Origin of the sequence: Anaeromyxobacter sp. SG64, assembly GCF_022690745.1 — a bacterium.
Taxonomy (GTDB): Bacteria; Myxococcota; Myxococcia; order Myxococcales; family Anaeromyxobacteraceae; genus Anaeromyxobacter; species Anaeromyxobacter soli.
Genome location: NZ_JALCZB010000003.1, coordinates 102216 through 127666, shown reverse-complemented (window position 1 = coordinate 127666; position 25451 = coordinate 102216). Strand labels below are relative to the sequence as shown.

Below are 25451 nucleotides of genomic sequence, written 5' to 3'. Positions count from 1 at the left end.
TCAAGTCCCCGCGCTGACGCGGCGGTACAGCGTGCCCGGCACGAGCGACAGGAGCAGCATCGCGGCCGCAACGGCGAGGTCGTTCCAGCGCGCGGCCGGCGAGCGCTGCGGCAGGACCAGCGCGGCGACGACGAGCCAGGCGGACAGCGCCGTGTTCGCGAAGCGCGCCTTCGCCCGCGTCATCCCCAGGACCGCGAAGATGGCGGCGAGGAGCCCGACCGCCCACGCGTTCGTGAACGAGGGCGTGGTGCGGGGGAACGCGAAGGCCGAGAAGAACAGCCAGAGCGCGAGCATCAGGTTGAGCGTCCGGGCGGGCATTCGGACCTCCTCGCGCTGAAGATGCTCCGGCTCTTCCTCGCCGGCCCGCCCTCCCGCCCGGTGCGCGCGCGCGGTCCCTGCCGCCTGCCCGCTCGCGCACCCGGCGGCCCGCGCGCGGCGTCGCTCAGTCGAAGACGACCGTCTTGTTGCCGTGGACGATGATCCGGTCCTCGCAGTGCCACCGCACGGCGCGCGCGAGGACGCGGCGCTCGAGGTCGCGGCCGAGCCGCTTCAGATCGTCGACCGAGTGCCGGTGCGTCACGCGCCCGACGTCCTGCTCGATGATCGGGCCGGCGTCGAGCTCGGCCGTGACGTAGTGCGCGGTGGCGCCGACGATCTTCACTCCGCGCTCGTGCGCCTGCCGGTAGGGGTCCGCGCCCACGAACGCCGGGAGGAACGAGTGGTGGATGTTGATCATGCGGTTCGGCCAGCGCGAGACGAGCTCGGGTGAGACGATCTGCATGTAGCGCGCGAGGACGACGAGGTCGGCGCGCCCGTCGACGAGCGCGCCCAGCCGAGCCTCCGCCTCGGCGCGGATGTCGCGCGAGTTCGGCACGTGCTCGAACGGGACGCCGAACGCCTCGACGGCGGGGCGCAGATCCGGGTGGTTCGAGACGACGAGCGAGACCTCGCCGCCGAGCTCGCCGCGCTTCCAGGTCCAGAGGAGCTCGAGCAGCGCGTGGTCGTGCTTCGAGACGAGGACCGCGATGCGCTTTCGCCGGGAGGAGAGGGTGAGGCGCCAGTCCATCGCGAACGGGCGCGCGACGTCGAGGGCGAACGCCCGCTCGAGATCCTCCGGCGGGAGGTCCAGCCGGTCCGTCTGGAACTCGAGCCGCGTGAAGTAGACGCCGCCGTCCTCCTCGGCGGTGTGCTGATCGAAGTCGGTGATGTTCGCCCCGTGGCGGAAGAGGAAGCTCGAGATCGCGGCGACGATCCCGGGGCGGTCGGGGCACTGGACGAGGAGGATGGCGCGAGGGTGGGTCACGGGACCGGGCAAACTAGCAAAAAAGCGGGGCTGGACGCGCGCGACCAGCGCTCGCACGCGCGTCCAGCCCGGCCCCCTCCCGTGGAAACCCCTGGGTGCCGCAGGCCATTGCGACCCCCGTGCCATCCGGGCGCGAGGGAGAACCCTGCAATCTCCATGGGTTCCGCCGCGGGCTGGGGCGTCGGCTGCGTTGCGCTGGGGCAATTGACGCAGCGCTGGGGAGGGCGGCCCAGGGTGCGACCGGAGGCCGCATGGACAGCCGCATCGTTCGCCGCGCCCGAGTCTCGTGCCGCCCGCGCGAGGGTTCGCCGCGCGCCGGAGGATGGCGGCTCGACGACTCTGCCCGCACGTTCGAAAGGTGCGACAATACAGCGCAATCCACCCCCAAAGATTGCGCGCCGGAAAGCAACGGTGTTGATGTGGGACAAGGCTATCGTCCCAGGCGCGGGCGTATCGGTGGGCGAGCGTCGCGACGGAGGTCTTCCGGGAGGGGGAGGATGTCCAGGGCCGCAGGGCACCCGGCCGAGAGCACGCCGCCGACAGGCGAGCGGGGGCCCGCGGAGCGCCCTGCGCCGCCCTCCGACGACGCCCGCGCCCTCGAGCGGCTCGCGCGCGCGATCGCGCCGCGCTCGGTCGGCGACCTCGGCTTCGACATTCCCTGGCAGCAGCGGCTCTCGACCCGGTTCTTCACGATGATCGCCGTCGTCGCCCTGGGCGTCGTCGCCGCGTTCTTCTTCGCCGAGGTGGCGGTGCAGCGTCACCTGCTGTCGCAGGTCGTCGCGGAGTCCGATCTCCTCAGCCACACCATCCGCAACGCGCTCCACCGCGCCATGCTCCAGGACCGCCGGGGCGACGCCTACCTCATCATGCAGGACATCGGGCGCCAGCCCGGCATCGAGATGGTGCGCATGATGGACGCAGAGGGGCGGATCACCTACTCGACGGAGCGGGTGGAGATCGGCCGCAGCGTCGATCGCAACGCGGAGGCGTGCTCCGGGTGCCACGCCGCCGACGAGCCGCTCCACCGGGTGGACCTCAAGGAGCGGAGCCGCGTCTTCACCCCGAACGGCCACCGCGTCCTCGGGATCATCACCCCCATCTACAACGAGGCGTCCTGCTCCACCGCCGCCTGCCACGCGCACCCGGCCGAGCGGAAGGTGCTCGGCGTCCTCGACGTCGGGGTGTCGCTGTCGCGCCTCGACGAGGAGACCGCCGGGTTCCGCTGGCGCACGCTCGCGGCCGCGGCCGCCGCCGCCGCGCTCCTCGGCCTGTTCGTCTGGTTCTTCACGGGCCAGCACCTGATGCGCCCCGTCGCGGCGCTCGTCCAGGCGACCCGCCGGGTCGCCCGCGACCAGCTCGAGCTCGAGATCCCCGTCACCTGGAGCGGGGAGCTCGGCCTCCTCGGCGCGTCGTTCAACGAGATGACGCGGTCCCTGCGCAAGGCGAAGGGCGACCTCGACGCGCTCATGCACAGCCTGGAGCGGCAGGTGCAGGAGCGGACGGCGGCGCTCCGCTCGGCGCAGGATCAGCTCGTCCGGAACGAGAAGCTCTCCTCCCTCGGCAAGCTCTCCGCCTCGATCGCGCACGAGATCAACAACCCGCTCGCCGGCATCCTCACCTTCGCGAAGCTCATCGTGCGGACGCTCGAGGCGGGCGTCCCGGACGAGTCGACGCGCCGCGCGCTCATCAAGCACCTCCTCCTCGTCGAGCGCGAGACCGAGCGCTGCAGCGCCATCGTCCGCAACCTGCTCGACTTCGCGCGCGAGCGGCCGCTGGCCGTGAAGGACGTGAACGTGAACGACGTCGTGGAGGAGGCCCTGCAGCTGCTCGCGAACCAGATCCACATCCAGGGCATCACGCTCGAGAAGCGCCTCGCCGAGGTGCCCGTGGTCGCCGCCGACTTCGGCCAGCTCCGCCAGGCGTGCGTGAACGTCATCATGAACGCGTGCGAGGCGATGGGGCGCAGCGGCCGGCTCGAGATCGAGAGCGCGCTCGTGGAGGGCGGCCGGTGGGTGGAGCTCTCGTTCGCCGACACCGGCCCCGGCATCGCGCCCGAGCACCTCTCCAAGATCTTCGACCCGTTCTTCACGACGAAGGAGCGCGGCACGGGGCTCGGGCTCTCCGTCGTCTACGGCATCGTCGAGCGGCACGGCGGCAAGGTCGAGCTCACGAGCGAGGTGGGGAAGGGGACTCGCATCGCGCTGCGGATCCCGCCGCGCCCCGCGGAGGACGCGGCCGCGCCGGTCGTGCCGGCGGGAGGGGCGGGGTGAGCGCGCGTGGACGGCGAGGGGCGGCGTCCTCCGCGGGCTCCGGGAACCTGAATGCTCTCGATCTTCGTCTGGTGGATCGGTGAGGGAGAGGTCGATCGCGAGCTGATGGAGCACGTCCGCGTCCACCTCGCCGCCGCCTTCGGCCGCCCCGTCTTCCTCTGGGAGTCCCCGGAGCGGCCGCGCCACGCCTACGACGAGAAGCGCAAGCAGCACCGGACGACGCCGATCCTGAGCTGGCTCGGCGAGTCCGGGCCGGGCTCCGGGAAGGTGCTCGGCATCACCGACGGCGACCTGTTCATCCCCATCCTCACCTACGTCTTCGGCGAGGCCCAGCTCGGCGGCGGCGCGGCGGTGGTGTCGCTGAAGCGGCTCGTCGAGCCCGGCCCCGGCGGGCGGGCGCTGCTCGCCCTGCGGCTCGCCAAGGAGGCGGTGCACGAGGTCGGGCACGCCTTCGGCCTCGTCCACTGCGGACACGAGCGCTGCGTCATGTCGCGCTCGCCCGCGGTCCGCGAGGTGGACGCGAAGGGCGTCGATCTCTGCCCCGAGTGCCGCAGCCACCTGGACGACGTCTCCGAAGGAGCGTGAAGCCATGGCGAACGAGAGGACCCGCATCCTGGTGGTGGACGACGAGGAGATCGTCCGGGAGTCGCTCGGCGGCTGGCTCGAGAAGGACGGCTACACCGTCGGGACGATGCCCGAGGGCCGCTCGGCGATCGAGGCGCTCAAGAGAGAGCGCTGGTCCATCATGATCGTCGATCTGAAGATGCCGGGGATGGACGGCCTCCAGGTGCTCGAGGAGGCGAAGAAGCTCCAGCCGGACGTCGCCGTCGTGATCATGACGGCCTACGCCACGGTCGACACCGCCGTGAGCGCGATGAAGATGGGCGCCTACGACTACCTCGTGAAGCCGTTCGATCCCGAGGAGCTGTCGCTCATGATGCAGAAGATCGTCTCCCAGCAGTCGCTCGTGCGGGAGAACGCGGTGCTGCGCCAGGCGCTCCGGCAGGAGTACCGCTTCCGCGACCTGCTCTCGAAGAGCCCGGCCATGCAGTCCGTGTTCGAGCTCGCCCGCACCGCCGCGCGCTCGAACTCGACGATCCTCGTCCTCGGCGAGTCCGGCAGCGGCAAGGAGGTGCTCGCCCGGGCCATCCACGCCGAGAGCCCGCGGACGGAGGGACCGTTCGTGGCGGTCTCCTGCGCGGCGCTGACCGAGAGCCTGCTCGAGTCGGAGCTGTTCGGTCACGAGAAGGGGGCGTTCACCGGCGCCATCTCGCGGCGAAAGGGGAAGTTCGAGGCGGCGCACGGCGGCACCCTGTTCCTCGACGAGGTGGGCGACATCGGTCCGAAGCTGCAGCTCGATCTGCTGCGCGTGCTCGAGGAGCGCCGCTTCCATCGCGTGGGCGGCAACGAGCCCATCGAGGTGGACGTCCGGATCGTGGCGGCGACGAACCGCGACCTGCGCCGCGCGGCCCGCGAGGGCAAGTTCCGCGAGGACCTGTTCTACCGCCTGAACGTCATCCCGATCCTCATCCCGCCGCTGCGCGAGCGGCGGGAGGACATCCCGCTCCTCGTCGAGAACTTCGTCGAGCGGCTCTCGGTGGAGATGAAGCGGCGGATCGAGGGGCTCACGCCCGAGGCGATGAGCGCCCTCATGGCGCACGACTGGCCGGGCAACGTGCGCGAGCTCCGGAACGTGCTCGAGCGCGGCGCCGTCGTCGCCTCGGGGCCCGTCATCCAGCTCTCCGATCTCGGGCTCCCCACCAAGCTCGACGCGCCGCCCCGGCACGGGACGCTCGCGTCGCTCGAGGAGGTCGAGCGGCGGCACGTCGCGGCGATGCTGGCGCACACCAACGGGAACGTGAGCCAGTCGGCCCGCATCCTCGGGATCGACCGCGTGACCCTCTACAACAAGATGAAGAAGTGGGGGCTCCGCAGGGACGGCGAGGAGGCGGAGCTCGCGCCAGGAAGCGAGCCGAGCGCGGGCGGGTAGGCGCCCGCTCGCGAGCCTTCGGCGCTCGGTCGCCCCCCCGCGGCTCGGCAGCAGGTGGGTTTGACACCCCGGGCGGTCAGCGGCGATTCTCCCGCCGCCGTGAGAGGTCCATCGGAGGCGAAGATCGCCGGGCCCGCGATCGACGCGTGCGCACCCGAGCAGCGCGCGCTGCCGCCGCTCGCTTCGCTCGCTCGCGCGCACGGCCCCGCGCTCGCGGCTGCCGCCGTCGGCATCGCCTGGTTCGCTTCGAAGGTGGGGCTCGCGGTCGCCCACCCCTCCCACGTCGGCTGGCTGATGTCGGGCGACTGGAGCGCGAACTACATGGGCTGGCTGTTCTTCCGGTCCGCGCCCATCTCCCTGCCGCTCGGGGCCAACCCCTTCTACCCGTTCCCGGTCGGCTCGACGCTGGGCTTCACCGACTCGATCCCGCTCGTCGCGATCCTCCTGAGGCCCTGGGCGTCATTCCTCCCGCGGGACTTCCAGTACGTCGGCGCGTGGCTCCTCCTGGCCTTCGCGCTGCAGGGTTACGTCGGCGCGAAGCTCGTGAAGCTCGCGACGCCGCACCCGGCTGCGCAGGCGCTCGGGGGCGCGCTGTTCGCGCTGTCGCCGCCGCTGCTCAATCGCCTCGGCCACGCGAGCCTGTCCGCCCACTGGATCGTCCTCGTCGCGCTCTGGCTCGCGCTCGCGTCGGTCGAGCCCCGGCGGGTGCGTGGACGCATCGTGGCCGTCCTGCTGCTCGTCTTCCTCTGCGCGGGCGTGCACCCGTACTTCGTGGTGATGACCGCGGCATTGGCGGCCGCGCTCGTCGTGCGGCTCGTGGCCGTGGAGCGCCTCGGCGGGTCCGCGCTGCTCCTCGGCGGCCTCTCCGGCATCGCGGTCGCGGCCGCCGCCGGGCTCCTCCTCTTCGGATTCTTCGGGAGTGGCGTGCGCTCCGAGGCGCCAGGGTTCGGGTTCTTCTCCGCCGATCTCGCCACGCTCGTGAACCCGATGGGCTGGTCACGCGTGCTCGGGAGCCTCCCGGTCCAGGGCGGACAGTACGAAGGCTTCGGCTACCTCGGCGCGGGCGCGCTCCTCCTCGTGCTCCTCGGGATCGGCCTCACCCTCGCGCTGCGTGGGACACGGCCCTCGCCCGGCGCGCTCGCGCGGTCGGCGCCGATCGGGGCGGTCACGCTGCTCCTCTTCGTCTTCGCGCTCTCGGACGCGATCACCTTCGCGGGAGAGCGCATCCTGACGGTCCGGCTGTACGCGCTCGTTCCCCAGCTGGGGAGCACGTTCAGGTCCTCTGGCCGGTTCGTCTGGCCGCTCCATTACCTCATCGTCCTGGCTGCGATCGCGGCGGTCGCGACCGCGCTGCGGACGCGACCACGTGCGCTCGTGGGCGCACTGGCAGTCGCCTTCGCGGTGCAGGCTGCGGACGTGAATCCTCCCGTTCCGCTGCAGCTCGGGACCGAGCCGTGGCGTCCCCCGGGTTCCGAGGTATGGGAGCTCGCGCGCGGCGGGTACCAGCACCTCGCGATGTACCCGCCCTATCTCAACGCGGGCGGGGAGCCCGTGGCGGAGGACGCGTGCGGACCGCCCGTCTGGCCGCCTGACGCGCAGCTCGGTCTCGCGCACGTCGCGTACAGGCTCGGGCTCACGTTCAACGGGGCGTACGCTGCGCGCCTCGATCCGGATCGCGCCGGGGCCTACTGCCGGGAGCTCTACGGCGCCGTCTCCGGGGCGCGGCTGGATCCTGCGACGATCTACGTGGTCCGTCCGCAAGAGGTCGAGGCGTTCCGTCGCGCGCACGGGATCTGCGGTCGAGTCGACGGGGCCCCTGTCTGCGTCAGCGGCGAACGGGAGCCTGGCGACCCGTTCGCGCGAGCGGTGCGAATGAACCCGCTCCCCTGACGTGGCAGCGCGCGCGCGACGAACGGTCGCGCGCGTCCGGTCGCCTCCACCCGGGATCGCATGCGCGCGGGGCATGGGCCGTCTCCTGCGGGAGCGCAGGTCTCGGCGTCCACGCGCGCCGTTGAATCCCTCCACGGCCGTGGAGTAACTCGCCATCGCGCCCGCGATCGCTCGCAACCGCGCGTGATCGCGCGCGAAGGTTCCCGCCATACGAGCGGCCCCCGCTGCGGGTCGTCGAGATTCTCGACGGCCGGCGCCGCTCGAGCGGGGAGCCGCGGCGAGGGGTGGACGCGGCGCCCCCGCAGTAACCCTGCGTAAACAATCCCGAACCGACGCTCCGGCCGCGCCCGCCGCGGCGATGGCCCGGCGCGTGCTCTAGCGACCAAGCGGGAAGGCCACCACCCCCGCAGGAATCGAAAGGAGCACGCCATGATGTTCGCCTTCGTGTTCGCGCTTTTCGGAGTCGCGGTGCTCGGAACCCTGAACCTCGTCGCCGCCCGCTAGGCGCCTCGAGCTGCCCGGAGACACCATGAGGATCGGACGCAGAGGGTTCTTCAAGATCGCCGCAGTGACGGCAGGGGCCGCGGGCGCCGCGTCGGCGTCGGCGGCCTTGCCGCACGCGGAGGGGACGGACACGCCAGGCGTGCTCGTCGACACGACCCTCTGCGTCGGCTGCCGCGCCTGCGAGGCCGCGTGTGCCGAGAAGAACGCGCTCCCGGCGCCGCCGGCGAGCGACGACGTGATGAAGCAGCGGCGCGACACCGCCCCCCAGGTCTTCACCGTCGTGAACCGCGCCGAGAAGGAGGACGGGACCGTCCGCTTCGCGAAGAAGCAGTGCATGCACTGCCTCGCGCCCGGGTGCGCGTCCGCGTGCCCGGTCCGGGCCATGGACAAGACGCCGGCCGGGCCGGTGGTCTACGACCCGTCGAAGTGCATGGGCTGCCGCTACTGCATGATCGCCTGCCCGTTCGACGTGCCGAAGTACGAGTACGACAGCTGGAAGCCGCGCGTCCGGAAGTGCGGGTTCTGCGCGGACCGCCAGGCGAAGGGGCTGAAGCCCGCGTGCACCGAGGTGTGCCCCTCCGGCGCGCTCACCTTCGGTCACCGGGCGGAGCTCATCGAGCTCGCGAAGACCCGCATCTACACGAACCCCGGCAAGTACGTGCCGCACGTCTTCGGCGAGCACGAGGCCGGCGGGACGAGCTGGCTGTACATCACCGACGTCGACCTCGAGAAGCTCGCGCTCCGCACCGACGTCCCGGAGAAGGACATCCCGAGCCTCGTGTCCGGCGCGCTGGGCGCCCCGCCGTTCGTGATGACCCTGTGGCCCCCGCTGCTGATGGGGCTCTACGCCTTCTCGCGCCGCCGCGACACGGTCGAGGGCGACGCGCAGGAGAACGCAAAGGAGGACCGCCATGGCTAGCGCGCAGGCCGGTGCCGCCGTCGCGGCGCACCCGTCGTTCGTCCGCGAGAAGATCCTGCTCGGCATGAGCGTGCGCGAGTACGTCCGCTCCTGCTGCACGCCCGCGAACGCGGTGGCCGCGGCCATCCTGGTCGTCGGCGTCCCGATCCTCGTCTACCGGTTCATCGCCGGTCTCGGCGCCACGACGGCCCTGTCCCAGACCGCCCCGTGGGGCCTCTGGATCGGGTTCGACATGATGACCGGGATCGCGCTCGCCGCGGGTGGGTTCACCATCGGCGCGACCGTCCAGCTCTTCGGGCTGAAGGCGTACCACCCGATCGAGCGGCCGGCGATCCTCACGGCCTTCCTCGGCTACGTGATGGCCGTCATCGGGCTGCTCGCCGACCTCGGCCGGCCGTGGAACATCGTCATGGCGATCTTCAACTACGGCACCGCGTCGGCGCTGTTCGAGGTCGCCTGGTGCGTCATGTGCTACACGACCGTGCTCCTCCTCGAGTTCACGGTCCCCGTGTTCGAGTGGCTCGGCTGGAAGAAGCTCCACTCGGTCATGCGCAACGCGCTCATCGGGCTCACGGTCCTGTCCGTGATGTTCTCGACGATGCACCAGAGCGCGCTCGGCTCGCTCTTCCTGCTCGCGCCGACGAAGCTCCACCCGCTCTGGTACACGCCGTACATCTTCGTCTTCTTCTTCATCTCCGCGATCATCGCGGGGATCTCGATGGTCATCGTCGAGTCGATGCTCTCGCACCGCGCGTTCCACTCCCAGGTCGCCGGGCAGCACGTCGACATCGACAAGCTGACGCTGGGGCTCGGGAAGGCGGGGGCGCTCGTGATGTTCGCCTACTTCTTCCTCAAGCTGCAGGGGGTCATCGACGGGCACGCCTGGGGCTACCTCGCCACCGGCTACGGGGCGTGGTTCCTCGTGGAGATCGTCGGGTTCGTCCTCGTCCCGGCGCTCCTCTTCGCCTACGGCTCGCGGAACGGCAACGTGACGCTCGTCCGGGTCGCCGCCGTGATGGGCGTCCTCTCCATCATCCTGAACCGCCTCAACGTCTCGATCGTCGCATTCAACTGGAACCAGCCGGTCCGCTACGTGCCGTCGGTGAGCGAGGTGATCGTCTCGATCACCCTCGTGACCATCGGCGTGCTGGCGTTCCGGTGGATCGTGAACCGCATGCCCATCCTCCGCGAAGACCCGCGCTTCGCGGAAGGGCATCACTGAGGGAGGACGCCATGGCTCATGACTTCCTGAGCATCTACCCGGCCAAGCTCCTCGAGTACGGCCTCGCCGTCGCCTACCTGCTCATGTTCATCCCGTTCTGGCGGTACGTGCAGGGCGGCCGCGCCAAGGAGGCGGTGGTCCCCGTCACCGCGCCGCGTCCCGTCGCCCGCCCCGCCGCCGTGCGCGCGGCACGGCCCACCGCCGGGTGGTTCCAGCTCCCCGCGGGCCTGCACCTGCACCCCGGCCACACCTGGGCGCGGCTCGAGAACGACGGGCTCATCGCGGTGGGCGTGGACGACTTCGCCCACAAGCTCGTCGGCCCGGCGCGCCTCGACCTCCCCGCCATCGGCGAGCGGGTCGCGCAGGGTGAGGCCGCCTTCGCGATGGGCGACTCGGACCGGACGGTCCCGCTCCTCTCCCCGATCGACGGCACGGTCGTCGCGGTGAACACGGCGATCCGGGACGGCAAGGACGGCCTCGAGGACCCGTACGGCGCGGGCTGGCTGTTCAAGGTGAAGGCGTCGCGCCTCGCCGCGAACCTCCGCCAGCTCCTCACGGACGGCCCCGCGCGCCACTTCCTCGAGGACGCGGGCGAGCGGCTCGCCCTGCGGATGAGCCCCGAGATCGCCCACGTGCTGCAGGACGGCGGCACGCCCATCCACGGCATCGCCCACGCGCTCGCCGGCGACGAGTGGGAGCGGCTCGCCCGCGAGCACTTCCTCACCTAGCGACGGAGACGGCCATGACGACGACGAAGCTCATGAGGATCGGCGCGGTGCTCGGGGCGCTCATCGCGGGCGGCGCGCTCGCCGAAGGCCTGCCGCGGCTGCCGCAGCCGCTGCAGCTCCCGCAGGGCGCGGACAGCCCGGGGGTGGTGACCTTCCGCCACGACAGCCACCTCGACGCGAAGAGGCCGGCTTGCGTGGAGTGCCACGCCGGGAGGTTCAGCATCCTCGGCCGGTCGGGGGAGCGCCCGGGCGGGCGGGGGCCCCGCCCCCCCCGGGCGCGCGCGCGCCCGGGGGGGGCGGGGGTGGTCGCGGCGCGGTGCGCCGCGAAGAAGCGAGGAGGGGGTCATGTCCGCGGTGCTCGAGGTCTTGCAGGCGGTCGGCGTGTTCCTCGGCGGGATCGTGGCGCGGTTCGGGGTCTTCCTCGCCATGATCGCGCTCTTCGCGGTCCCTGCCGTCGTGCTGGCGCTCGCGATGCGCGCCATCGAGAGGCGGCGCGAGCGGCGGCTCGGGCTGCGCAGCGTGTCCGGCGTGCTCTTCCGGCCGGGCCTCGTCTACGCGCCGGGCCACACCTGGCTCCAGCCGCGCATCGGCGGGGCCCTCGAGCTCGGCATCGACGGCCTCGCGCAGCGCCTGCTCCCCGCGGTGTCCTCGGTGGAGGTGCCGCGGGCAGGGACGCAGGTCGCGCGCGGCGAGACCATCGCGACGCTCTCGGGCGGAGGCCGCGAGGTGCGCGTCCGCGCGCCGATGCCGGGCGTCGTCGCGGGCGTGAACGCGGCGGTGGTGCGCGACCCCGCGCTCGTCAAGCGAGACGGCTACGGGCGCGGGTGGCTCGTCCGGATCTCCCCCGCGGATGGATCGTGGGCCTCGCTGCCGCGCGGCGAGGCTGCGGAGGGCTGGATGCGACGCGAGGCCGTGCGCTGGAACCGCTTCCTCGAGGACCAGCTCGGGTTCGCCGCGGCGGACGGAGGCGAGCTCGTCGCTCCTGCGCCGTGGCTCATCGGCGAGTCCGGCTGGCGCGCGCTCGCGACGGCCTTCCTCTCGGTGTGAGCTCCGCGATGGTGCGGCAATCAACCGCGGGCCGCATCTCTTTCGCGGACTCCCCGGGTAGGGTTCACGGTCCGGAAATGGCGCGACACGGTGCCGCACGTCTCTTCGGTCAGGGCGTGCGGCTTCTTGTCACGCCACTCGTCGCGCTCGGGGTGCTCGCCGCGGGCGCACTTTACGTGATTCTCCTGCCGGTATGCGGGATTGCGTCTACCGCGCAGGCGCTCGCCACCGCCGGCTGGCGCCACCTCCGTGCGACGCCCCCGTTCAGGCCGCGCTCTCGGGTGATGCAGCGTTGATTGCAGTCAAACCTCCCCCGCCGTCTCGTCGCATTTTGCGAGAATTGCGCAAAAGGCGGGGGAGGCGTGCGATCCCGGCGAGTTTTGCGTGAGGCGCGTCCGGGTGGACGTTTGTCGAATGTTGCTGGGTTTACGCGTGCTTAAGCGCTGAAACCCGTTGGACATCCCCCCGGATTCCCTGGTAGGAATCGCTCGTCCGTTTCGTGCAACGGATTGTGACGACTCCCTCCAGGGTGGGGCCAATGAAGAGATTTCTGCTGCCGCTCCTCGTCGCTTTCGCCGCATCCCCGGCCTGGGCCGGAATCCCGGCGGAGTCCGAGGACTGTCTGGGCTGCCACAGCGACCCGGACCAGACGTACGACCTGCCGAGTGGCGAGAAGCTGTCGCTCTACGTGAACCAGGAAGCGTTCGCCAAGTCGGTGCACGGCGAGATGCTCCGGTGCACCGAATGTCACACCGACAAGACGAGCGACCACGCGACCGGCGAGCTCAAGTTCAAGACGCGTCGCGAGGTCACCCGCGCGTATTACGAGCAGTGCAAGGGCTGCCACTTCGCCAACTACACGAAGACGCTCGACGGCGTGCACTTCGCCGTGATGGCGAAGGGCAACGACAAGGCCGCCCTGTGCGTCGACTGCCACGGCGCTCACGACATCTCCCGGCCCGGGCAGCCTCGGGCGCGCATCTCGCAGATGTGCTCGGGCTGCCACGGCAAGGAGGCCGCCATCTACGCGCGGAGCGTGCACGGCCGCCTGGCCGGCTCGAGCTCCGACGTGCCGGTCTGCACCGACTGTCACCGCGCGCACGACACGACGGATCCGCGCGACGGCGCGCTCGCGGCGCGGACCCCGGAGATCTGCGGCCGCTGCCACACCGACGAGAAGCTCATGAAGCGGTACGGCCTCTCGACGAAGGTCGTCGACACCTACCTCGCCGACTTCCACGGCATGGCCGCGAGCCTGCAGCAGGGCAAGAAGAAGGGCCCGGGCGTGCGCCTCGCCGCCGTCTGCACCGACTGCCACGGCGTGCACGACATCGAGAAGTCCGACAGCCCGAACTCCTCCGTGATGGCGGCGAACCTCCAGAAGACCTGCGCGAAGTGCCACGAGGGGGCGAGCGAGAGCTTCCCGAAGGCGTGGCTCTCGCACTACGAGCCGACGCCCGAGAAGGCGCCGATCGTCTGGGCGGTGCAGCTCTTCTACAAGCTGATGATCCCGTTCATGGTGGGCGGGCTCGTGCTCCAGATCGCGCTGCACCTCTGGCGCGTCGTGGTGAATCGATGAGCAACTACATCGTCCGTTTCAGCCTCAAGCAGCGGATCGAGCACTTCGTCACGATGACGACCTTCGCGGCGCTGTGCCTCACCGGCCTGCCGCAGAAGTTCTACACGACGGGGTGGGCGCACACGTTCGTCGACCTGTTCGGCGGCATCGACAACACGCGCTGGATCCACCGCTTCTTCGGGGTCGTGCTGGCCCTCTCCACGATCGTGCACTTCGCGAGCGGCATCGCGGCGATCCTGTCGCGCAAGATCGGCTTCTCGATGGTCCCGACCAAGCGGGACTTCGAGGACGCGATCCAGCAGCTGCGCTACTACCTGGGGATGACGGATCAGCACCCTCAGTACGATCGCTTCACGTACAAGGAGAAGTTCGAGTACTGGGGCCTCGTCGCCGGGAACGTGATCATGGTCGTCACCGGGTTCATGCTCTTCTTCCCGGTGAAGGCCGCGACGCTCATCCCTGGCCAGATCATCCCGGCCGCGAAGGTGGCCCACTCGAACGAGGGCCTCATGGCCTTCTTCGTCATCACCGTCTGGCACATCTTCAACGCGCACCTCAACCCGGACGTCTTCCCGTTCGACGCGTCGATCTTCACCGGCAAGGTGAGCAGGGAGCGCTACGTGCACGAGCATCCGCTCGAGCTCGCGCGCCTCGAGGGCGGGCTGCCGCCGGACGCGCACGGGCACGCCGGGCACGGGGATGCGCCGCCGGGGCACGGTGGAAAGCGCGTCGTGGGCTGACATCCTGGCGCAAGCCATCTTCCACACCCTCGTCGCCTCGCTGTTCGTCGAGGCGCTGGTGCGGAGCTGGGGCGTGCGCGAACCTCGCCAGCGGATGGCCCTACGCCTCACGGCGCTGGGCTATCCGCTGGTCCTGTTTCCGGCGCTCGTCGCGCTCTTCCCCTCCCGCGGGGAGGAGGGGTTCCGGGAGGACCTCGCGCTCTTCGACGCGCGGAGCTGGGAGACGGTTCGGCTCCTCGGCGTCGGCCTGTTCTGGTGGTGGCTCGCCGCCTTCGCGGCCGCGGGGGCGGGGCTGTTCCTCATGGACCTCTGGCCGGTGCTGCGCGGCCGCGGCCGCCGCGCGCCGGCGGGCGAGCTGCCCGATCCCGCCAGCGCGGCCGTCCTCGCCGCCGAGCTCCCGCGCGCCGCGGCGGCGCTCGGCGTCAGGGAGCCGCCGCTCGTCTTCCTCGGCCGCGACCTGCCGGTGCTCTTCTGCACCGGCGTCCGGCGTCCGGCCCTCGTCGTCTCCGGGGGGACGCTGTCCCGGCTCGATCGCGACGAGCTCGCAGCCGCGCTCGCCCACGAGCTCGCTCACGTGGCGGGTCGCGACCCGCTCAAGAGCTGGGTCCTCATGGGGCTCCGGGCGGTGATGTTCTGGAACCCGGCGTTCCAGGTGGTCTCTCGTGCGCTGGCGCGCGACGCGGAGTGGCTCGCGGACGAGCGCGGCGCCGCCGCGTGTGGCGACCGGCTGGCGCTCGCGAGCGGGCTGCTCAAGCTGCACCGCGCGACGGCCGGCGCGAGCGGGGTGCCGCGCTCGCTGCCCTTCGCCGCGGCGCTCGCCGAGCCGCTCGCGCGGGTCCGCTCGCACGACATCGAGGTCCGGTGCCGGCGGCTGCTCGACGGTGCGCCCGCCCGGCTCCCGTATGCTGGCGTCCGCGTGGCGCTCGCGGGCGGCGCCCTCGCGGCCCTGCTGTTCTTCGTGATATGACCGAGCGTACGGCCATGGGCGCGGTGCGGGCGAGCGGCGCGGGCGTGGAGATCGCCCGGATGCTGGTGACGCTCGCGTACGTGCTGGCGGGGACCGCGGCGGCGATCGTCGGCCTCGGCGCGCTGCCGCGCCTGCTCGCCGGCGACACCGGGCCGCACCGGGCCGCGTCGATCCAGGAGGCGGAGCGCCGCCTCGGCGCGCGCATCCTCCTCCCCGGCTACTACCCCGAGCGCCTGGCCTGGCCGCCCGCGGCGATCCACGTGGCGGGCGGGCGCCACGGCTCGGTGCGCCTCGCCTTCGCCGCACGCGACGGCGGGACCGGCCTCGAGCTCGTCGCCGCCACGGACGCCGGCGTGGACATCGCGCCCGCGCTCCTCTCGGATCGCACCGTGCTCGGCGCCCGTCCCACCGTCGTGGGCGGGCACCCCGCGACGCTCGCGTCGGTGCTCGTCGAGGGCGTGGCGTGGCAGGAGCTGTCGTGGTCGGTGAACGGCCGCGCGGTGGTGCTCCGGTCGCAGGGAGATCTCGACGAGCTCGTGCGGATCGCGCGGAGCCTGCACGGGGTGAGCGGGCGATGAGCACGACGAGCCACGCGGTCGGCGGGATCTCGCTGCGGACGCGGGTGTACCTGCTCATGGCGATCGGGATCTTCTTCCCGATCGTGCTCCTGGCGGCCGCCGGCCTCTACTGGATGCGCGGCTTCGACGAGCGCATCCTGGCGGGCCGCAACGCCGCGGCGACCGCGGTGGCCGCCCACTTCGACGAGGGGCTCACGGCCGACCTCGAGTCGCTGCAGCGGCTCGCCTCGGCGCTCTCGGCGGGGTTCGGCGACGCGGATCTCTCCGACGAGCGGCGCCTCGTCCGCACCGGCCACGAGTCCTTCCGGCACCGCGACACGATCTTCCTGCTCGACCGCGAGCAGAACGTGATCGCCGAGGAGCCGATCGGTGCGGTCACCGAGGTCCCGCTGGCCGCCCAGGCCCTGGTGGAGGAGGTGCTCGCGAGCGGCCGCCCGCGGCTGTCGGGGCTCGTCCTCGAGCCGCGCGGGCAGGTGATCCACGAGCTCGTCCCGGTGCGCAGCTGGAAGGGCGAGGTCGTCGGCGTCATGGGCGGGACCTTCCGGCCCGACCGGCGCGACTTCGGCCGCATGCTCCAGCATCTCCGCCGGGGCCGGACCGGCTTCGCGGATCTCCTCGACGCGGATGGCCACGTGATCGCCTCGAGCGAGCGCGGCCGGGCGGGGCGGGCGGCCGGATGCACGGGCGGCGTCCGAAAGCTGCTCGAGGCGCGCCGGACCACGTCCGTGAGCTGCCGGGAGTGCCACGAGGACGGGAGCACGCCCGCCACCAACGACGAGCTCATGACCTTCGCGCCGCTCGGGAGCGCGCCGTGGGCCGTCGTCGTGCGGCAGCCCATGGCCGAGGCGCTGCCGACCCAGGGCGCGGTGCCGTGGTACATCGTGGGCTTCGGGCTCTTCCTCCAGCTCGCGCTCGTGGGCACGTTCGCGTGGGGGGCCGCGCAGAGCGTCACGCGCCCGGTGGGCGTGCTCACCTTCGAGGCGGAGCGGATCGCCCGGGGCGAGCTCGGCTGGCCCATCCCGGATCTCGGCTCGGACGAGGTCGGCCGGCTCGGCCAGGCGCTGGAGCGGATGCGCGGGGCGCTGCGCGCGACGCTCGCGCAGGTGGCCGAGGTGAACGCGCAGCTCGAGCAGCGCGTGGAGGAGCGCACCCGCGAGCTGAACGACGCGCTCGGGCAGGTCCGCGAGCGCGACGCGGATCGTGGCCAGCTCCTGAGCAAGGTGATCACCGCGCAGGAGGACGAGCGGAAGCGGATCGCCCGGGAGCTGCACGACGAGACGACCCAGAGCCTCGCGGTGCTGGCCATGGGGCTCGAGGCCGCGCAGGACGCCATGCGCGCGGGAAAGACGCCGCGGCTCGACGAGGTGAAGGCGGTCGCGGTGCGCACGCTCGAGGACGTGCACCGGCTCATCCTCGACCTGCGGCCCTCGGTGCTCGACGACCTGGGCCTCTTCTCCGCCATCCGCTGGTACGCGGAGCGGAGCCTCGAGACGCGCGGGATCTCGGTCCGCTGCGAGTTCGGCGAGCTCGACCGCCGCCTGCCGCCCGAGCTGGAGACGGCGCTCTTCCGCATGTGCCAGGAGACGATGAGCAACGTCGCGCGCCACGCCCAGGCGACCGCGGTGCTCGTCCAGGTGGGCGTCGAGGGCGACCAGCTCCAGATCGAGATCGAGGACGACGGGCGCGGCTTCGACGTCGAGGCGGCGGCGCGGCGCGAGGGGCGCCGCCCGTGGGGGCTCCTCGGAATTCGTGAGCGAGCGGAGATCCTCGGGGGCTCGGCCCGGATAGACTCCGCGCCGGGGAAGGGGACGCGGGTGCAGGTGCGCGTCCCGCTGCCACCGGCCGAGCCGCCGCGGCCCGAGGGAGCGAGGGAAGGGCGGGGAGGAGTCGTCGCATGAGCAAGATCCGCGTCGTCATCGTGGACGATCACGCCATCCTGCGCGAGGGCATCCGCGCGCTCCTGCAGCTCCACCCGGACATCGAGGTGGTGGGCGAGGGCGCGAACGGGACGGAGGCCATCGCCGCGGTGGAGCGGCTCGATCCCGACGTCCTCCTCATGGACATCGCCATGCCCGGGCTGGGAGGCATCGAGGCCGCGCTCGAGATCCACAAGCTCGGCCGGCGCACGCGGATCCTCATCCTGTCGCAGTACGAGGATCGCGAGTACGTCCGCAGGCTCCTCAAGGCCGGCGTCGCGGGCTACGTCCTCAAGAAGTCGGCCGGCTCCGAGCTCGCGAACGCGATCCGCGCCGTGAACCGCGGCGGCCTCGTGCTCGATCCCGAGGTGGCGCGCACCGCCATGGCGGACGCCGGGCAGGCGACGACCGGCGGCGCCGCCGATCCCTACGAGGCGCTCACCGACCGCGAGAAGCAGGTCCTGAAGCTCGTCGCCGAGGGACGCAGCAACAAGGAGGTCGCCGACGTGCTCGGCATCAGCGTGAAGACCGCCATGAGCCACCGCGAGCACGTCATGGAGAAGCTCGCCGTGCACAATCGGACCGAGCTCGTGCGCTTCGCGCTGAAGCGGGGCGTCATCCGGGTGGACGAGTGACCGGCGGCCGCGTGGCCTCCGGGCGCCTGGCGCTTCGCCCCGGAGCCTGACGGTCCAGGGCATCCGGAGCCGCGATCGCCCGGCTCCGTCGCCCGCAGCGCTCCGCGCCTCGCGTCACCTCAAGGAGAGGCGCGTCCGGAGTCACGCGCGCCGCCGTCGGCGCGCAGGGCCATCAGCCGTTCGCGGGGCGCTTGCCAGGATGGTGCGAGCCGCGCCGCCGCCTCGTACTCCCGGGCGGCGTCCGGCGGCGAGTCGTCCTCGTACAGGAGGCCGAGGAAGTAGTGGGCGTCGGCGCTCTTCGGCTCCAGCTCGGCTGCCCTCCGCAGGACGGGCTCCGCGACGCCGCGCCTCCCCATCGCGAGCAGCACCTTCCCTGCGCCCACGTAGAAGGACGCGGTCCCTGGCTCGAGCGCGCTCGCGGCCTCGAACTGCTCGAGGGCGACGGGCAGCAGCTCCGGCGCGCGCTCCGAGACCGCGACCGTCATCAGAAGATTACCCAGTCGGTGAAACGCCCAGGCAGGACCGGTGGTCTCGAGGCGCCACGGGCCGACCTCGTGCACGATGCGCCGGCCGAGCGCGTGATCGGCGAGGTAGCGCGCGGTGGAGCGATAGCCCTCGAGCCGCTCGTCTCGCGTCCGCACCCCGTCGAGGAGCCGGGCCGCTTCATCCGGGTTGCCGAGCGCGATGAGCAGGCGCGCGCGCTCGACGAGGATGCCGGGCTCCGAAGCGGCCTGCAGCTGCTGGAGGTGGTCCCGGGCGGCCTCGGGATCGCCGCGCAGCCAGGCGGCGCGTGCAGCGCGCAGCCGTCCCTCCGGGCCGTCGAGCCGCGCCGCCGCCGACGCTCCGACCACGGGCGGAAGGGTCGCGCGCTGGAACGAGCGGAGCGAGCGATCGTTGTCCTCGTCGGTCGAGGCGTACATCGCGCGCGGCGCGGCGAACTCGAGCAGCGGGAGGTCGTCCGTGTTCAGGGACGCGCCCTCCGCGAAGCGGCGCGTGTCGTCCTCGGAGAGCACGAACTGCTGCAGCACGTCCTCGGGGTCGCCCCAGTACCGCGCCAGATCGGCGCGCGCGCCCGGCGATTGGGCGATCCGGCGCGCCGCCGCGTCCAGGTCGACCCGGAGCGGCTTCTTCCCGCCCACGAGCAGGTAGTCGCCTGCGCCGCCGCGCCACACGGTGACGTCCGGGAACACCTCCCGGAACGTCCGGACCACCATGCGGATCTCGCTCGGGAAGATCGCGTACGACTGGAGCCACTGCACCATGACGCCGTCGTCCGAGAGGTGCTCCCGTGCGACGCGGTAGAACTCGCGGGTGAAGAGGTTCGCCACCCCGGCGATCCACGGGTTCGAGGGCTCCGAGACGATGAGGTCGTAGGGCTGCGCCGCGGCGGCGAGGATGTGTCGCCCGTCTCCGGCGATCACCCGGAGCCGCGCATCGCCGAGCACGTCGTGATTCTCGCGCGCGAACAGCCTCGCGGCGTCGACGACCGCCGGCTCGAGCTCCGCGACGTCGATGGCGCGGAGCGGGTACTGCGCGAGCGCGCCGGCCGTGATGCCGCTGCCGAGCCCGATCACGAGCGCGCGGCTCGCGTCGGGCGCGAGCAGCGCGGGGAGGTGACCCAGCAGGAGCTGGGTCCTCATGTCGAGACCGTTCGTGCTCGCGTCGGTCTTGCCGTCCACCGAGAGGAACAGGTGCTCGCCGGTGCGCGTGACCGAGACGGTCGTGGTCAACCCCTCGGCATAGAACAGGAGCTCCTTGGAGGCGGACTTCTCGCGAGGCGACTGCGCCCCTGCGTCCTTGCCCAGGTGGCGGGCGGCGTAGATCGACACGCCGCTCGTCATGAGGAGCCGGTCCCAGCGCGGCACGGCGAACACGGCGATCGCGAACGCCGAGGCGGCCGCGAGCGCGGCCAGCCATCTCCTCGGCCGCGCGTCCAGGGCGAGCAGGAGGCCGAGGCCCGCGGCCAGGTTCGCGGCCGCGGCGGCCACCACCGTGCCGTGGATCCCGATCTGCGGCACGAGCACGAACCCGGCGCCGACCGAGCCGACGATGGTCCCGATGGTGTTCGCGCCGTAGACGCGCCCGACGTCGTCTCCCACGCTCGAGATCCCGCGCGTCAGCCCCGCGAGCACGAGCGGGAACGTCGCGCCGATCGCGGCGGAGGGCACGATCATGACGAGGAAGCTCGCGCCGAACTGCGCGAGGAGGGCGCTCTCGTGCGAGAGCCCCAGCCGCCCGAGGATCTGGAGGACGATCTGCGGCAGCATCCCGAGCACCGGGAGCGTCGCGACGGCCAGCGCCGCGACCGCGCACTCGAGGACGCCGAACGCGGTGAGCCGGAGACGCCACCGCCGGAGCGCCTGCGAGGCGGCGAACGCGCCGCCGGCGAGCCCGACGAGGAAGGTGGCGAGCATCGCGGTGAACGCATAGGTCGAGCTTCCGACCGCGAGGCAGAGGGCCCGCGTCCAGGCGACCTCGTAGGCCATGGAGGCCGCCCCGGAGATCCCGATGGCCGCGAGCGCGACCCGCGCGGCCACGCGGGAGGGGGCGGGCTCGTCTCCGGCGACCGGGGGCGCCTCGGACCTCGATGGCGCCTCGGATGGCGCCGGCACAGGAGGGCGACCGCGGCCGGTGCGCTCGAGCAGCAAGGCGGCGATCCCGACGCCCAGGTTGAGCGCCACGCCGATCCAGACCGTCGCGCGCAGGCCGAAGGTGGGGAGGAGGCCGAACCCGGTGGCGACCACCCCGAGCACGGCGCCCATCGTGTTCACGGCGTAGAGGAGGCCGACCCGGGATCCCGTCGTGCCGGACCGCTCGACCACTGCCCGGCTCAGGAACGGCAGCGTGGCGCCCATGACGGCGGTGGCGGGCACGAGCAGCAGGGCGGAGAGCGAGAACTGGAGCAGCGTCGCGCCGACCGGGCCGGGCTCCAGGACCCGGTGCGCGGCGATGTAGGCGGCGTCCGCCCCAGCGAACAGGAGCGGCGTGGTGAGGCAGTAGAGGCCGATGACGATCTCGGCGAGCCCGTAGACGAGCAGCGGCCTCCGCGAGCCGTCCGCGCGCTTCCCGAGGAGCAGGCTGCCGAGGGCGAGGCCGCCCATGTAGGCGGCGAGCACGGTCGTCACCGCGAAGACCGTGTGGCCGAACGTGAGGGAGAGGAGCCGGAACCAGACAACCTCGTACAGCAGCGCGGCGGCGCCGGAGGCGAAGAAGCACGCCGCCGCGACGCCCGTGGAGAGTCGTGTCTTCATTCCTGTCCCTCTGTCCGAAACGAAACGCCTAGGAACGCCTCCGCGCCCGTCTTTGTCAACCGTCGGGAAGCGCGCGCCGTTCCGCGCTCGGCACTGGAGGTGCGCGTGCGGGGGCGACCCTCGGAAGCGGGCGAGCGTGCGTGCCCGGCGCGGTGCGCGGTATCATGCGCTCCCTTCGAGCCAACGGGAGCGGCATGATCTCCGGGAAGCGCGTGTGCGTCGTGATGCCGGCCTACAACGCCGCGAAGACGTTGCGGCGCACGGTCGACGAGCTCGATCGCACGGTGGTGGACGACGTCATCCTCGTGGACGACGCGAGCCCGGACGAGACCGTGGCCGTCGCTCGCGAGCTCGGGCTCCACCACGTCGTGCACGCGAAGAACCGCGGGTACGGCGGCAACCAGAAGACGTGCTACGCGGAGGCGCTCGCGCGCGGCGCCGAGATCGTGGTGATGCTCCACCCCGACTACCAGTATTCGCCCGCGCTGGTCCCGGCGATGGCGGCGATGGTGGCGAGCGGGCACTTCGACTGCGTCCTCGGCTCCCGCATCCTGGGGGTCGGAGCGCTGCGCGGCGGCATGCCCCTGTGGAAGTACGTGGCGAACCGCTTCCTGACGTTCTTCGAGAACGTGCTGCTCGGCTACAAGCTCGCCGAGTACCACACCGGCTATCGCGCGTTCTCGCGCGAGCTCCTCGAGGCGCTGCCGCTGGAGGAGAACTCCGACGACTTCGTGTTCGACAACCAGTTCCTGGCGCAGGCGCTCTGGTTCGGGTTCGACATCGGCGAGATCTCGTGTCCGGCGCGCTACTTCGAGGAAGCCTCCTCCATCAACTTCCGGAGGAGCGTGAAGTACGGCTTCGGCGTGCTCGGCACGGCCATCGAGTTCCGCCTCGCGAAGATGGGGCTGCGCAGGTCCGCGCGGCTGTCGGACACGGGTCGCAAGCTCGCCGTGGTGCCGGCCCCTGCGGCGTCCCGCGGCGGCGCCGCGTGAGGTCTTCCGTCGCCATTTCGGACGGAGCGCCCGAGGCCGAGCACGAACCCGCCAGGACGGCCCCCGGCTCCGTCCTCGTCGCGGTCGCGGCGCTCTCCCTCGGCTTCGCGCTCGGCGTGTCGGACGGGAACTTCGATCCCTTCGCGCTGCTCCTCGTGACGGGGAGCGCGTTCGCGAGCGTCGCAGCCCTGGTCATGGAGCGCCGGCGCGACCGAGCGATCGGAGCCGGAGCTCCGGGGCGGGACTGGCGCGCTCGCGTCCTCTGCGGCGGCGTCCTGGCGAGCGTCGCGTTCGACGCGCTGCGCCAGCCCGGGATCTTCGTCCCTCCCGACACGCTCGGCTTCTTCCGGCCGGTGCTCGCGGTCGCGGGGGTGGCGGCGCTCACCTATCTGTGGACGGGGGCACCGGCGCTCGTGGCGCGGTTGCGGTTCCCGCTGCTCGTCGCCGCCGCGGCCGTGCTCGCCGGCTTCGTGATCCGCACCACGCCCGGTCCGCCGATCGACGTCTGGTTCTTCCAGCAGATGGGCTCGTTCGCGATGATGCAGGGAGTGGACCCGTACGCCGTCGCGTATCCGAACATCTACGGACCGTTCACCCCCTTCTATTCGCCGGAGGTGTTGAGCCCGGACCAGGCGTACGTGCTCGGGAATCCCTATCCCCCGCTGACGCTGCTCGTGGCGGTTCCCACGACGCTGCTCCACGCCGACGTGCGGTGGACGCACCTCGCGCTCGTGCTGTTCTCGGCCTGGGCCATTCGCCGGCTCGGCAGGGGCTCGCGTGTCGCCGAGCTGGCGGCGGTGTTCGTCCTCTTGCAGCCGAGGACCTTCTTCGTCCTCGAGCAGTCGTGGACCGAGCCCATCGTGCTGGCCTCGGCGCTGCTGGCGCTCGTCGTCGTCGACGCCACGTACCGACGCGACGGCGCCTCGGGAGAGGGCCCGCTCGGCCCCATCGTCACGGGGATCGCGGGGGCGTTGGCGCTGAGCAGCAAGCAGTACGCGCCCGTCCTGCTCGCACCGATCCTCCTCGCGTTGCCTCCGGCGCATCGGTGGAAGAGCGCGGCCACCGCGGTCGCCGGCGCGGCGCTCGTCATGCTGCCGTTCGTGCTGTGGGATGCGCCGGCGCTCTACCGGGGGGTCGTCGCCTTCCAGCTCCAGCAGCCGTTCCGCGCGGACTCGCTCTCCTGGCCCGCGGCCGTGGTGAGGATGGGAGGGCCGGTCCTCTCGCCATGGATCGCGCTCCCGGCCGCGGTCGCGGTGCTGGCGCTCGGCGTGGCGAGACGCGCGTCGCTGGAGCGGGCGGTGCTCACCGGCGCCGCGGCGTGGCTGGCGTTCTTGCTCTTCAGCAAGCAGGCGTTCTGCAACTACTACTGGCTGGTCGCCGGTCTCCTCTGCGCCGCCGTCGCGCTGCGCGCGGGGAGTGACTCCGGCTCGACGCGAATGCCCTGATTCCGCCCTCGTGCTGGAGCCAGTCGGCGCGAGCTTCGTGGCGAAGGGACCTCGACCTGACGCTGGGACGGAATGGGACGGGAAGCGGCACCTTCACCGTCACGTCTGGTGAGGTGGCGCTGTTCGAGTGCGCCGTGGACCGACGAACACGTCCTGCGTGAACGCGGCGCCGCGCGCCTCCGGACTAGCGAGCCTATCGCGGCCCGAGGGGCACGCCCGCCGCGATCGTCGCGAAGAAGGTCGCACCCCCGACCTCCTGGCCGAGCGCGTGGCTGCGCGCCAGGTCGGCCACGCCGGTGAGCGAGAAGTCGATCGTCTCGATGAACCGGTGCCGCACGGACCAGAGCACGCCGATGCGCGCCCCCGCGGCAGGCAGCAGCGTCGCCGTCGAGCTCTCCACGACGTCGATCCCGCCGAGCCCGAGGGCGACCACCTCGACGCCTTCCTGAACGGGAAAGCCCTTCCCGATCCCGAGGAGCCCGAGGCTCCTCGCCTGGCCGCCGCCGACCCGGTCGAAGCTGTGCGACAGGACCATGTGCTCCTGGCGCGAGAGGAGGCGCACCGCGGGTCCGAACCCCGAACCGCCGGCGAAGCCGACCTCGAGCACGCGCCGGAGAGGCACGTCGACGGGGCTCGATTCGGCGCTCGCGACCTCCGCGATCCGCGCGGGCGGCGCCGTACGCGTCGGTCCCGGCGACGTCGCGGCGACGCGGATCGTCGCCGGCGAGGTCGCCGGACCGCGCGAGGCCGCCGTCGGCGAGCTCGCCGGTGCAGCGCTCGCGGCCATCCCTGCCGCGGCGCCGGCCGGCGTCCCGGAGCTGGCGCTTGCGCCCACGACCGCCGGCGTGTCCACTGCGGGTTGCGCCACGAGCGGCTTCTCCGCGGCGGGGGGTAGGGCGTGGCAGCCCCGGCACGTGAGCGGCCCCGCCTGCTGCTCCTTGTGGCAGCCCCGGCAGCGCTCGTGGGCGAGCTTCGGGGTGAACTCGATCTTCTGGATCGGTCCCTCGCCGTGGCAGCTCACGCAGTGCGCCCTGCGCGCGAGGTGCGCGGGGTGGTCCACGGTGACCGTCCCGAAGGTGCGTGTCTTCAGCGCGATCTGCTGAGGCGCCGCCGGGAGCGCCTGCTCCGCGAGCTCGGGCACGAGCCGGGGTCCGGCGCCGAGCATCGCGACCCGCTGGGCGTCCGTGGGCGCGTCGAGCGCCGCGGCGGCGCCGACCGATAGGAGCGCCGCGAGCGCGATGACGAGCAGCCCCCTGGGCATGGCGCGGCAAGGTACACGAACGTGCGGACCGAGACGAGAGAGCGGCCGCCGCGCCGGATCGTACTCAAACGCAGCGCCTCGCGAACGTCCGGCGATCGCGGGACGGGGCCGCGGCGCGCAGGGAGAGAGGCGACCTCACGTGCGCGGCTGGCGAGCCCGCTGCCGTCAGCCGGCGGCGCGACGGGTCCGTCGAGGCGCCTGGCGCCGCGTGCCG

At 72.3% G+C, this 25451-nt stretch carries 20 protein-coding genes; 16 read left to right on the top strand and 4 right to left on the bottom strand.

From position 1 onward, the window contains the following. Both MNZ29_RS01860 and purU read right to left on the bottom strand, forming a co-directional pair. Complete coding sequence (locus MNZ29_RS01860; protein WP_242337909.1) at window positions 1-318, bottom strand: hypothetical protein; 318 nt, start codon at window positions 316-318, stop codon at window positions 1-3. A 124-nt stretch (window positions 319-442) separates the two neighbouring features. After that, the gene (purU, locus tag MNZ29_RS01855) at window positions 443-1303 is read right to left on the bottom strand and encodes a formyltetrahydrofolate deformylase (protein ID WP_242337907.1); all 861 of its coding nucleotides are present in this window, start codon (window positions 1301-1303) and stop codon (window positions 443-445) included. A 497-nt stretch (window positions 1304-1800) separates the two neighbouring features. On the opposite strand from purU, the gene MNZ29_RS01850 reads away from it, so the two are divergent. From MNZ29_RS01850 to MNZ29_RS01785, 14 genes are all read left to right on the top strand, one after another. Further along, window positions 1801-3573, top strand: a complete 1773-nt coding sequence (locus tag MNZ29_RS01850; protein ID WP_242352512.1) for a sensor histidine kinase — start codon at window positions 1801-1803, stop codon at window positions 3571-3573. Between the two features lie 51 nt (window positions 3574-3624). Then, window positions 3625-4158, top strand: coding sequence for an archaemetzincin family Zn-dependent metalloprotease (locus MNZ29_RS01845; RefSeq protein WP_242352510.1), 534 nt, complete (start codon window positions 3625-3627; stop codon window positions 4156-4158). Between the two features lie 4 nt (window positions 4159-4162). Then, window positions 4163-5563, top strand: coding sequence for a sigma-54 dependent transcriptional regulator (locus MNZ29_RS01840; RefSeq protein WP_242352508.1), 1401 nt, complete (start codon window positions 4163-4165; stop codon window positions 5561-5563). 99 nt (window positions 5564-5662) lie between these two features. Next, on the top strand, window positions 5663-7453 hold the full coding sequence (locus tag MNZ29_RS01835) for a DUF6311 domain-containing protein (RefSeq protein ID WP_242352506.1): 1791 nt from the start codon (window positions 5663-5665) through the stop codon (window positions 7451-7453). Window positions 7454-7982: 529 nt separating this feature from the next. Then, window positions 7983-8876 carry a 4Fe-4S dicluster domain-containing protein gene (locus MNZ29_RS01830; protein WP_242352504.1) on the top strand — a complete coding sequence of 298 codons (894 nt, stop codon included), beginning with the start codon at window positions 7983-7985 and terminating at the stop codon, window positions 8874-8876. Next, window positions 8869-10098 (top strand): NrfD/PsrC family molybdoenzyme membrane anchor subunit, encoded by a 1230-nt coding sequence (gene nrfD, locus MNZ29_RS01825; protein ID WP_242352502.1) that lies wholly within the window; start codon window positions 8869-8871, stop codon window positions 10096-10098. Before MNZ29_RS01830 ends, nrfD begins: the two co-directional genes overlap by 8 nt. Before the next feature lie 11 nt (window positions 10099-10109). Further along, window positions 10110-10826, top strand: coding sequence for a glycine cleavage system protein H (locus MNZ29_RS01820; protein ID WP_242352500.1), 717 nt, complete (start codon window positions 10110-10112; stop codon window positions 10824-10826). A gap of 345 nt (window positions 10827-11171) precedes the next feature. Then, window positions 11172-11873, top strand: a complete 702-nt coding sequence (locus MNZ29_RS01815) for a glycine cleavage system protein H (protein WP_242352498.1) — start codon at window positions 11172-11174, stop codon at window positions 11871-11873. 538 nt (window positions 11874-12411) lie between these two features. After that, window positions 12412-13452: a cytochrome c3 family protein gene (locus tag MNZ29_RS01810; RefSeq protein WP_242352496.1), complete on the top strand. Its 1041-nt coding sequence runs from the start codon at window positions 12412-12414 to the stop codon at window positions 13450-13452. Further along, window positions 13449-14192 (top strand): formate dehydrogenase subunit gamma, encoded by a 744-nt coding sequence (locus MNZ29_RS01805; protein WP_242337888.1) that lies wholly within the window; start codon window positions 13449-13451, stop codon window positions 14190-14192. Before MNZ29_RS01810 ends, MNZ29_RS01805 begins: the two co-directional genes overlap by 4 nt. Then, window positions 14170-15159 (top strand): M56 family metallopeptidase, encoded by a 990-nt coding sequence (locus tag MNZ29_RS01800; protein ID WP_242352494.1) that lies wholly within the window; start codon window positions 14170-14172, stop codon window positions 15157-15159. The genes MNZ29_RS01805 and MNZ29_RS01800 overlap by 23 nt, the downstream gene beginning before the upstream one ends. Then, window positions 15156-15737 (top strand): hypothetical protein, encoded by a 582-nt coding sequence (locus MNZ29_RS01795; RefSeq protein ID WP_242352492.1) that lies wholly within the window; start codon window positions 15156-15158, stop codon window positions 15735-15737. Before MNZ29_RS01800 ends, MNZ29_RS01795 begins: the two co-directional genes overlap by 4 nt. Beyond that, a complete protein-coding gene (locus MNZ29_RS01790; RefSeq protein WP_242352490.1) occupies window positions 15734-17635 on the top strand; it encodes an ATP-binding protein in 1902 nt (633 codons plus the stop codon). The genes MNZ29_RS01795 and MNZ29_RS01790 overlap by 4 nt, the downstream gene beginning before the upstream one ends. Beyond that, a complete protein-coding gene (locus tag MNZ29_RS01785; RefSeq protein ID WP_242352488.1) occupies window positions 17632-18288 on the top strand; it encodes a response regulator transcription factor in 657 nt (218 codons plus the stop codon). The genes MNZ29_RS01790 and MNZ29_RS01785 overlap by 4 nt, the downstream gene beginning before the upstream one ends. A 119-nt stretch (window positions 18289-18407) precedes the next feature. Here the strand turns inward: MNZ29_RS01785 and MNZ29_RS01780 are convergent, their stop codons facing one another. Beyond that, window positions 18408-21539 (bottom strand): fused MFS/spermidine synthase, encoded by a 3132-nt coding sequence (locus MNZ29_RS01780; RefSeq protein ID WP_242352486.1) that lies wholly within the window; start codon window positions 21537-21539, stop codon window positions 18408-18410. A 194-nt stretch (window positions 21540-21733) separates the two neighbouring features. Here MNZ29_RS01780 and MNZ29_RS01775 point away from each other — a divergent pair, with 194 nt between their 5' ends. Both MNZ29_RS01775 and MNZ29_RS01770 read left to right on the top strand, forming a co-directional pair. Further along, window positions 21734-22531 carry a glycosyltransferase family 2 protein gene (locus MNZ29_RS01775; protein WP_242352484.1) on the top strand — a complete coding sequence of 266 codons (798 nt, stop codon included), beginning with the start codon at window positions 21734-21736 and terminating at the stop codon, window positions 22529-22531. Further along, the gene (locus MNZ29_RS01770; RefSeq protein WP_242352482.1) at window positions 22528-23976 is read left to right on the top strand and encodes a hypothetical protein; all 1449 of its coding nucleotides are present in this window, start codon (window positions 22528-22530) and stop codon (window positions 23974-23976) included. The genes MNZ29_RS01775 and MNZ29_RS01770 overlap by 4 nt, the downstream gene beginning before the upstream one ends. A gap of 193 nt (window positions 23977-24169) precedes the next feature. On the opposite strand, the gene MNZ29_RS01765 is transcribed toward MNZ29_RS01770, so the two are convergent. Next, on the bottom strand, window positions 24170-25237 hold the full coding sequence (locus MNZ29_RS01765) for a cytochrome c3 family protein (RefSeq protein WP_242352480.1): 1068 nt from the start codon (window positions 25235-25237) through the stop codon (window positions 24170-24172). Window positions 25238-25451 lie beyond the last annotated feature (214 nt).